Genomic DNA, 10,122 nt, shown 5'->3' on the forward strand with positions numbered 1-10,122 from the left:
GTCCTCTTTCAACCAGCAGGAAATCAAGCCATGTCTGTCTCGAAGAAATTCGCAGCCGTCACCGGCGCCGGCTCCGGCATCGGTCGCGCAGCGGCCGTCGCGCTCGCCCAGGCGGGATTCACCGTCGCGCTGCTCGGTCGCACGGAGGCCTCGTTGCGCGAAACGCAGGACGCGATCCGCGCCGCCGGCGGCGACGCGCACGCGTTTCCTGCGGACGTCACCGACGAAGCATCGGTCGACCGCGCGTTTGCGCAGATCGCGCAGCAGTTCGGCCGGCTCGACGTGCTGTTCAACAACGCCGGCCGCAACGCGCCGCCGGTTCCGCTCGACGAATACGAATTCGACGTGTGGAACGGCGTCGTCGCGACGAACCTGACCGGCGTCTTTCTGTGCGCACGGGCCGCATGGCGCCTGATGAAAACGCAAACGCCGCAGGGCGGCCGCATCATCAACAACGGCTCGATCTCGGCGCATGCGCCGCGCCCCGATACGATCGCGTACACGGCCACCAAGCATGCGGTGACCGGCATCACCAAGGCGCTGGCGCTCGACGGCCGCCGGTACAACATCGCGTGCGGCCAGATCGACATCGGCAACGCCGCGACGTCGCTGACGGAACGGATGACGCAAGGCGTCCCGCAAGCCGACGGCAGCCTCGCGCCCGAAGCGCGCATGGACGTCACGCACGTCGCGAACGCGATCGTCCAGATGGCGAACCTGCCGCTCGACACCAACATCCTGAACATGACGATCATGGCGACGGCCATGCCGTTCGTCGGGCGGGGGTAAGCGCGCGGCGACATCGAATCCCGTTCGGGCCGCCTGCGTCCGCGGCGCCGCATCGCCGGGCCGGCCCGAATCAGCCCTGCTCAGGTCGCTGCGAGATATCGCTGCGGCGATTCGCCCGTGATCCGTCGGAACATGACGATGAACGCGCTCGCGCTGCGATACCCGAGATCTTTTGCCACCTGCGCAACCGACTGGCCGAGCGCGAGGCGCGTGATCGCTTCCGCGACGCGCATCTGCTGCCGCCAGGCCACGAACGTCAGCCCCGTCTCGGCATGCAGCCGGCGCGCGAGCGTACGGCCGCTCGCGCCGAATTGCTCGCCCCAGAAGTCCAGCGTGAGATCGCTCGCGGGGTCGTTCATCATGTGCTCGCAAAGCTTGAGCAGGCGCTCGTCGCGCGGCAAGGGCACACCCGGCTCGGCGAGGCTCGGCGTTTCCGCGAGCACTTTCATCAGCAACGACGCGGCGAGTCCGGCACGGCTCGTGGCCGTATAAGTATCCGCCCCGTCGACCACCGTGAGCGCGAGTTCCCGCAGCAACACCGACACGGCGATGACCGCCGGCTCTTCCCAAGGCCACGGAAACACTTCGGGTTCCACATAGACGCTGCATAGCGCGGTGTCGCCCACCGCGTGCAGTTCGTGATCGACGTCCGACGGCAGCCACACCGCCCGCGACGGCGGGAGCGTCCACGTTCGTGCCGGCGTGAGCACGCGGACGACGCCCTTGGCTGCAAAGACGAGCTGGCCATGGCGATGCTGATGCCAAGCCACGCGTTCGCCTTGACGGTAGTTCACGAGGGTCGCGGCCACTTGGCGCGGCAGCGGCACCCGCGCCAGCGGATAGCGCTTGAGCAGGAAGGCCTTCATCGGAGACGGTCGAAAGGAAGTGCGCCATGATATTTCAAATTCACCAAATTCTGTCAAAAATTCGATATCGCGTGTCTACCTTTCGGCTGCGCGAGGCATTAATCTCCTTATCCATCAACGGTTACGGCCAAACCCCGTTCTCTACATTTAATACGTCTCATTCTTATCTATGAGACACAACACGTGCAGCCAGCACGTCCGCACGACCTTCGACGACTTATGCCTCCGATTGCCTCATTGCTCCGCTACTCACGCTGGTTGCTGCCGGTCGCGCTGCTCGCGAGTCTCGCGAGCGGCTTCGCGAACGCGGCGCTCGTGGCACTCATCAACCAGGCGCTGCAAGCGTCGGGCGCACAGCTGATGCACCTGGGCATGCGCTTCGTACTGCTCGCCGCGCTGGTGCTCGTGACGCGCATCGGCTCACAGGCGCTGTTCATGTATCTCGGTCAACGCGTCAAGGCCCAACTGCGCATGCAGACGATCGGACGCATTACTGCCGCATCGTTCCGCGATCTGGAGCGGTGCGGCGCGGCCCGCGCGGTGGGCGCGCTGACCCAGGATCTCGACAGCATCGTCGTGTTCTTCGTGAGCCTGCCCTCCATTGCGATGCAGGGCGCCGTGATCGTCGGCTGTCTCGCATACCTTGGCATGCTCTCGCTGCCGATCCTCGCGGTCGCGCTGGGCGTGCTCGGGGCCGGCACGCTCGGCACGCAGCTGGTGAGCGCCCGTGCGCTGCGTCATCTGCGCGCCTCGCGCGACCGCGAGGACACGCTGCTGAACCAGTTTCGTGCGTTGTTCGACGGCGCCAAGGAACTCAAGCTGCATCGCGCACGCGCGAACGCGTTCGTCGGCAGCGAGCTCGCACCGCACGTGGAAGCGGTGCGCGTGCAGCGTACGCGCGGCTATGTGCTGCACGCGCTCGCGGCAAGCTGGGGCAATTTGCTGCTGTTCGGCTTCGTCGGCCTCACGACTTTCGTGCTCGCGCATCTGTTCGGCGCCGACGCACACGTCATGTCGGGCTACGCGCTCGTGTTCCTCTATCTGATCATGCCCGTCGAAGGGCTGCTCGCGGCGCTACCGTCGCTCAACTCGGCACGCGTTGCGTTCGAGCGCATCGGCGCGCTCGAAGCGGCGCTGCCTGCCGAGCCAGGCAATCACGCCGGTTCCGCCCCCGCCCCGGCCGAAGGATTCTCGCGTATCGCGTTCGAAGGTGTCGAACATCGCTATGTGCGCGAAAGCGACGACGGCCTGTTCACGCTCGGGCCCATCGATCTGACGTTCGACGCCGGAGAGCTCGTGTATCTCGTCGGTGGCAACGGCAGCGGCAAGACCACGCTCGCGAAGCTGCTCGTCGGCCTTTACGCGCCCGAGCGCGGCCGTCTGCTCGTCGACGGCGTCGCCGTGGACGACACGACGCGTGCCGCGTATCGACAGCGTTTCTCGGTGGTCTTCAGCGATTTTCATCTGTTCGATTCGCTGCTCGGCCTGACCGGCGAACGCGAAGGGATGGCGCGTACGTTGCTCGTCGCGCTGCAACTCGACCACAAGGTGCGCATCGAGCGCGGCACGTTCTCCACGCTCGCCCTTTCGCAAGGTCAGCGCAAGCGCCTCGCGCTGCTGGTCGCATTCCTGGAGGATCGACCGTTCTATGTCTTCGACGAATGGGCGGCCGATCAGGACCCGGCCTTCAAGGACGTGTTCTATCGCACGCTGTTGCCCGCGCTGAAGGCGAACGGCAAGACCGTGCTGGTTATCACGCACGACGATCGCTACTTCGACCTCGCCGACCGGCTCATCAAACTCGAGAACGGACGCATCGCCGCGATGACCGCGGACACGGCCGGCGCGGACAATGCGGACAATGCGGACAACGCGCAGCGTACGGGCGGCAACGACATGGCGAGCGCGGCATGAGCGATATCGTGCGCGACGAAGCAGCCCGCTCCGCATGCGGCGACACCGGCAATGCCGCGACGTTCTCGCTCGAACGCGTGTCGTACGTCGCCAGCGGCCGTCCCCTGCTGCAATCGATCAATCTCGCGATCGAACCCGCATGCGTGACCGGGCTGGTCGGGCACAACGGTTCGGGCAAATCCACGCTCGTCAAATTGCTCGCTCGTCAGCTCGCCCCCGCTGCCGGCACGATTCGCTATGCGGGCAAGCCGCTCGCCGACTGGGGCGCACGCCAGTTCGCGCGCGAGGTCGCGTATCTACCGCAGCAGACGCCGCCCACCGACGGCATGACCGTGCACGAACTGGTCGCCCTCGGGCGTTATCCGTGGCATGGCGCGCTCGGACGCTTCGGGGACGAAGACGCCGCGCACGTCGAGCGCGCGATGCGTGCAGCGGATGTGCTCCGTCACGCCGATCGCCCCGTCGACGTACTGTCGGGCGGCGAGCGTCAACGTGCATGGCTGGCGATGCTGGTCGCACAGGACTGCCGCTGCATGCTGCTCGACGAACCGACGTCGGCGCTCGACCTCAACCATCAGCTCTCCGTGCTCGAACTCGTGCGCACGCTCTGCGCGACGAGGGCGATGAGCGCCGTCGTCGTTCTGCACGACGTGAACATGGCCGCGCGGTTCTGCGACCGTATCGTTGCGCTGCGCGAGGGCCGTCTGCTGATGCGCGAGCGCGCCGCCGACATCATGGACCCGGTACACCTCGAATCGATCTACGGCGTGCCGATGCGCGTGAGCGCCGATCCGGTCAGCGGGCGGCGCCTGGGGTTTCCGGCATGAACCTGCTCGTTGCGAATCCGCGCCGCCGGCAACTGCTCGTCGCGCTCACCGCGCTCGCCGGCTCAGGCCCACGGTTCTCCGCGCCATGCGTCGCTGCCGCGGTCACACGGTTCCCGCACCGCATCGTGGTGCTCAACTGGGAACTGACGGAAACGCTGCTCGCGCTCGGGCGCGCACCCGTCGGCATTCCGTTGCCCGACTGGTATGCGAGCGGCATCGTGACGCCGCCGTTGCCGCCCGGCGTCGCCGATGTCGGCCTGCTCTATCAACCGAATTTCGAGGTGCTGCTCGCGCTCGCGCCGGATCTCATCATCGTCACGCCGGCGCATGCGGCGCTGATGACGCCGCTCCGACGCATCGCGCCGACGCTCACGCTGGGCACATACATGAGCGCTGCACGGCCGCTCGAAGTGCTCTGCGACGAAACATCCGCGATGGGGCGCGCGACCGATGCGCCGCTATGCGCCACCGAGCTGATCGCCGCCGCGCAACGGGAATTCGCGTCGGTGGCCACCCGGATCGCGAGCACCGGGGCTCACCCGGCGCGCGCCGTGATCGTCGCCGAAGCACTCGACGAGCGACATTTTCGCGTCTATGGCACGGGTAGCCTGTTCGACGACGTGCTCGCGCGCATCGGTGTCGACAACGCTGCCCATCCTCGCGACGCGGCGAGCCGCGCGGCCTCCACGCCATGGCGCACCTCCGTAACCGGCTCGGCCACCGTCGCGCTGGAACGCCTGTTCGATGTCCCGCATGCGGACATTCTGCTGATCGGGCCGCTGCGCGCCGACGTGCGTGCCGCGCTGAACCGGAGCCCGTTGTGGCGTGCGCTGCCTGCCGTGCGCGAGAAACGCGTCGCAGTACTGCCGGTGATCGCGGCCTTCGGCGGACTCGTGTCGATGCAGCGCTTCGCCGCGGCCGTGTCGATCGCCCTCGCCACACTCGAGCACGGTGGAGGCGGCCTTGCGTAACCTCGTGCTGGCCGGACGCGTCGCGCGCACAAGCGATCGGCGCCTGGCACTGGTCGGCGCCATGGCCGTAGTCGCCGCCTGCCTCACCGCCACGGACGTGCATCGCGCACTCGCGGGCGCATCCTTTTGGCACGCGCTCGCGGCCACCGCCGACACGCAGGACGTGGGGGCCTTGCTCGTCCACTACAGCCTGCTGCCGCGCGTCGCGATGACGCTGCTGTGCGGCGCCGCACTCGGTCTCGCGGGCACGCTGATGCAACAGGTGCTGCGCAATCCGCTCGCCGAACCCATGACGCTCGGGGTGTTCCCGGGCGCGTATCTCACGCTGTCTGTCGCGACGATCTGGATGCCCGGCTGGTTGGCCATGGGTCGAAGCACGCTGGCGCTGGCGGGCGGCGCGGCCGCGATGCTCGTCGTGTTCGCGCTGGCATGGGCGCAGCGTATGTCGCCGCTCGGCGTGATCCTCGGCGGCATGGTGGTGAACCTGTACTGCGGCGCAATCAGTCTCGCGATCTCGGTGGTGCATTTCGACAGGCTTGCGGGCTTGCAGATCTGGGGCGGCGGCGCGCTCGACCAGAACGGCTGGCAACCGACGCTGCATCTGGGCATGCAGCTCGCCGCCTGCGCGGGCGGCGCCGCACTGCTCTATCGTCCGCTGAATCTGTTCGACGCAGGCGACACGACGGCGCGCCATCTCGGTGTCGCGGTCGGATGGGTGCGCGGCGCCGCGTTGTTCGTCGCGGTCGCGCTCACGGCGTTCGTGGTCGCCGAAGTGGGCGTCATCGGCTTCATCGGCCTGGCCGCACCGTTGCTGGCCCGCCTGGCCGGCGCGCGGCAATTGCGCGCGCGGCTCGTGTGGTCACCGCTCACCGGCGCGGCGCTGCTGTGGCTCACCGATGAAATCGTGCGCACAGCCGCGCGGGCCGACCTGTTTTCCGCGCACGTGATCGCAACCGGAAGCGCGACCGCGATCGTGGGCGTGCCGCTGCTCGTCGGGTTGCTGCCGCGTTTGCGCACGCGGCCCGATGCGCATGCTGCAACGGGCCCCCGGCATGATCGCCGCGCGCCTCGTGCGATGGCGCTGGTGTGGGCCATGCTGCTGCCGCTCGCATGCCTGCTGTCGCTGGCGGTCTCTCGCGGCCCCACCGGTACGAGCGTCGCAACGCTCACGCAAATCGAAAGCCTGCTGTTCTGGCGCGGACCTCACCTCGTCGCGGCGCTGGCGGCGGGCGCCCTGCTGGCAGTCGCGGGAACACTGCTGCAACGCATGAGCGCGAATCCGATGGCGAGTCCCGACGTGCTCGGTGTGGGTTCCGGCGGCATGTTCGGCATGGTCGCCGTGCTGTTTCTCGGTCACCGCCTCGTTCCCGCCGCGCTGGTGGCAGGCTGCGTGGCCGGCACGTTCGCGACGTTGGTGCTGCTCGTCTGGTTCGGACGGCGCGCGCGATTCGCGCCCGAGCGCCTGCTGCTCGTCGGGCTGTCGATCAGTGCGCTGTTCAACACGGTAGTCGGCGCGCTGATGTCGAGCGGCGATCCGCGCGCGGGCGTACTCGTCGATCTGCTGATCGGATCCACGTACTACGTCGCGCCTGGCATCGCATGGAGCGTCGCGGCACTGGCGCTCCTCACGCTCGCCGTTGCACCGCTGACCGGACGCTGGCTCGCCGCTCTGGCGCTCGGCACGGACGTCGCGGCGAGCGTCGGCGTGCCCGTGGGTCGCGCGCGCTTCGCATTGCTGCTGCTGGCGGCCATGTCAACGGCGGCGGCTACCGTGATTGTCGGGCCGTTGTCGTTCGTCGGGCTGATCGCGCCGCATATCGCACGGTTCTCCGGTGCGCGCCGCCCCGTGCCGCAGCTCTATCTGGCCGCAACCCTCGGCGCGCTGCTGATGGTGACGGCGGACTGGCTCGGGCGGCAGATCGCTTTTCCGCAGGAAATCGCGACCGGCCTCGTCGCCACGCTGCTCGGCGGACCGTGGCTCGTCGCGCTCGTGATGCTGCGCGGGTTGCGGCGGTAATTGCGTCACGGGTCGCGGGACCGGCCACGATGTCGGTCCGGCGATTGTTCGGTCGTGCATGGATTCAAGACAGACGAGGCCGTCAGATGCCCGTCGATAAAGATCGTCCCCCCCATTTTTCAACCCGCCGCTGGCGGGAGGAAGCAGTTCGACGTTTTTCAACATCGGGATGATCAACCATGACAACGAGAATGGACCACCCTCGCGCGCGGCGCGTGACGACGGGACGATGCAGCGGTGCCCCGCTCGCCTTTTCGGCGCTGTGCCTCGCCTCCTCGTGGGCGAACGCGCAAGGCTCGCCCGCCCCGGTCGGCGACACGCTGCCCGTCTTGACGGTGGTGGGCACAAAGGACGCCGACGCGACAACCGAAGGCAGCGGCAACTACGCTACAAAGTGGGCCACCATCGGCGGAAAAGTCGCGCAATCGATCAAGGAGACGCCGAACTCGGTCTCGGTGCTCACGCGCGAGCGGATGGACGACCAGAACGTCACGACCATCCAGCAGGCGTTGCGCTCCGTGACCGGCGTCAGTTCGATCGACTACGGCGACGGTACCGCGTACTTCCGCGCGCGCGGCTCGCAGCTCGGCATTGAATTCGATGGGGTCCCGACACTGAGCGGCCTGCAGTACCAGTTGCAATTCGATCTGGCGATGTACGACCGCGTCGAAATCCTGCGCGGCCCGGCAGGCTCGATCGATGGCATGGGCGAGCCGGGCGGCGTCGTCAATCTCGTGCGCAAGCGCCCTCAGGATCAGTTCCACCTCGGCACGGAAACGCAGGTCGATTCGTTCGGCAGCGTGCGCCAGATGATCGACGTCACCGGGCCGCTGAACAAGGACGGCACGCTGCGCGGACGCGCCGTTCTCGTGGGCGGCACCGGTACGCAATCCATAGAGCGCACGCGCAGCAAGGAGGTGATGGCCTATGGTGCGCTCGATTGGGACCTCACGCCGCGCACGACGCTGTCGTTCTCGGGCGGATATCAGGTCTCGCCGATTTCCGGCATCGATTACGGTGCGGGCGGCGTGCTGAACAGCACGCGTACCGCGCTCACCGGGCGTGTGCCGAGCGAATATACGCGGAACTTCAGTCCGAGCTGGAACTACGCGTACACCTCGTTGCAGGAGGTCAACGCCAACCTCGTGCATCGGTTCGAAAACGCGTGGCAATCTTCGACCACGCTGTTCTACCGCCACGAACTCTCCAAGGCCTACTACGCGTACTCCGGCCCCGGCGCGACCGCAAACGGCCTCGCGCGCTTCGGAGACCAGCGGCAGCGCACGAGCTATGACTGGTTCGGCGCGGACACCAACGTATCCGGCCCGGTGCGCCTCTGGGGGCAGACGCATACGCTGACCATCGGCGCGAACTACGCCGTGATGACATCGGGCGCGCAGTCGGGTTACCGCGCGTTGAGCGGCCCGTACGGTGGCGCCTACAGTCTCTACGATCCCAATGCGGTCCCCGCCGTGGACGTACCGTACACGTTCGGCACCAATCACCGCACCGTTCAATACGGCGTCTATGCGCAGGCGCGTATCAAGCTCGCCACGCCGCTGACGCTCGTGCTCGGCGGCCGCGAGGCGTTCCTGCAGGACCGCACGCAGTCGACGTTGCCGAGCGTCGCGGACTGGACGACCAACGCACAGGTCAATCATCGCTTCCTGCCGTCCGCCGGCTTGCTGTGGGACATCGTGCCGTCGCTGACGGCCTATGCCAACTATGCGCGTTTCCTCGATGCGCAAACGCAAGGCACGTACTCGGGGCCGGGCCTGCCGCCGCGCTCGGGTGAGCAGTACGAAGTAGGCGTAAAAAGCAGCCTGCTCGATGGCCGCCTGAATGCGAACGCCGCGCTGTTCCGCATCAACGACGACAACCGCGCCGTTGCCGATCCTGCCCATCAGTTCTATTACGTGGCCGCAGGCAAGGCACGCAATCAGGGTATCGAACTCGAACTCACTGGCCAGCCGACGCCGGACTGGAATCTCTATGCCGGCTACACGTATCTGAACGCCCACTACGAGAACGACTCGCCCGATCTCACCGACGGCACGGATCCGAAGCATTTGTTCAAGCTGTGGACCCGATATACGCTGTCGCAAGGCCCGTTACGCGGATTCTCGATCGGGGGCGGCATGCTCGCTCAAACGCGGATTTCGCGTGGCGTCGAACAGGGTGCCTATGCGGTTTTCGACGCACAAGCGGGATATCGTTTCAACAAGCACGTGACGGCCTCCTTGCAATTGAATAACGTGTTCAATCGCAGGTACTACATTCGTCCGCCCAGCACCTACTACAGCGTATTCGGCGATGCGCGCAACGTGATGTTGACCGTGCGTTCGGATTTCTAGGGGCCGCCGCGCGACGAATGCGTCGCGCGACGCATGGTGACCCTGCGCCCACAGAATAGTCTGACTTCTTCAAAAGTCACCCGCCTTCAAACATCCGGATCCGGACCGATTCTTCGAAACGGATTCGTCGAAAGCTTCAACGGCAAACTGCGAGCCGAATTGCCAAACCGCGAACGGTTCCGCAGTCGCGCCGAGGCCAAGGTGCTCATCGAACGCCGGCCCCACAGCGCCCATCGCTACCGACCTCCGGCCACGGTCCGTCGAGCCTCGCTGGATTCCGGCAATATCGATGCGAAACTCACTGCCTGATTGATCACGGAATTCCGCCGCAGGTCACATTGTTCGTGCACGGCATTTCGCGCCAAGCGGCGCGCGAAGCGTGCG

7 protein-coding genes and 1 pseudogene are annotated in these 10,122 nt (G+C 66.8%); 7 read left to right on the plus strand and 1 reads right to left on the minus strand.

The window, feature by feature from the left end; genetic code table 11:
- Positions 1–30 precede the first annotated feature (30 nt).
- Complete coding sequence (locus DPV79_RS19380; protein ID WP_059622682.1) at positions 31–789, plus strand: SDR family oxidoreductase; 759 nt, start codon at positions 31–33, stop codon at positions 787–789.
- An 80-nt stretch (positions 790–869) separates the two neighbouring features.
- Here the strand turns inward: DPV79_RS19380 and DPV79_RS19385 are convergent, their stop codons facing one another.
- Complete coding sequence (locus DPV79_RS19385; protein ID WP_042972995.1) at positions 870–1,655, minus strand: AraC family transcriptional regulator; 786 nt, start codon at positions 1,653–1,655, stop codon at positions 870–872.
- A gap of 219 nt (positions 1,656–1,874) precedes the next feature.
- Between DPV79_RS19385 and DPV79_RS19390 the strand changes: the two genes are divergently transcribed.
- The 6 genes and pseudogenes from DPV79_RS19390 to DPV79_RS19415 form a co-directional block, all read left to right on the plus strand.
- Positions 1,875–3,569, plus strand: a complete 1,695-nt coding sequence (locus DPV79_RS19390; protein ID WP_113046221.1) for a cyclic peptide export ABC transporter — start codon at positions 1,875–1,877, stop codon at positions 3,567–3,569.
- On the plus strand, positions 3,566–4,396 hold the full coding sequence (locus tag DPV79_RS19395) for an ABC transporter ATP-binding protein (RefSeq protein ID WP_113046222.1): 831 nt from the start codon (positions 3,566–3,568) through the stop codon (positions 4,394–4,396). Before DPV79_RS19390 ends, DPV79_RS19395 begins: the two co-directional genes overlap by 4 nt.
- Positions 4,393–5,367 carry an iron-siderophore ABC transporter substrate-binding protein gene (locus tag DPV79_RS19400; protein ID WP_113046223.1) on the plus strand — a complete coding sequence of 325 codons (975 nt, stop codon included), beginning with the start codon at positions 4,393–4,395 and terminating at the stop codon, positions 5,365–5,367. The genes DPV79_RS19395 and DPV79_RS19400 overlap by 4 nt, the downstream gene beginning before the upstream one ends.
- Before the next feature lie 4 nt (positions 5,368–5,371).
- Positions 5,372–7,384: a Fe(3+)-hydroxamate ABC transporter permease FhuB gene (gene fhuB, locus DPV79_RS19405; RefSeq protein ID WP_279636574.1), complete on the plus strand. Its 2,013-nt coding sequence runs from the start codon at positions 5,372–5,374 to the stop codon at positions 7,382–7,384.
- A 191-nt stretch (positions 7,385–7,575) separates the two neighbouring features.
- Positions 7,576–9,738, plus strand: coding sequence for a TonB-dependent siderophore receptor (locus tag DPV79_RS19410; RefSeq protein ID WP_244321778.1), 2,163 nt, complete (start codon positions 7,576–7,578; stop codon positions 9,736–9,738).
- A 117-nt stretch (positions 9,739–9,855) separates the two neighbouring features.
- A pseudogene (locus tag DPV79_RS19415) lies at positions 9,856–10,047 on the plus strand (integrase core domain-containing protein); the annotation flags it as partial.
- Positions 10,048–10,122: the final 75 nt, after the last annotated feature.

The sequence above is a fragment of the Burkholderia reimsis genome (assembly GCF_003294055.1).
Lineage (GTDB): Bacteria > Pseudomonadota > Gammaproteobacteria > Burkholderiales > Burkholderiaceae > Burkholderia > Burkholderia cepacia.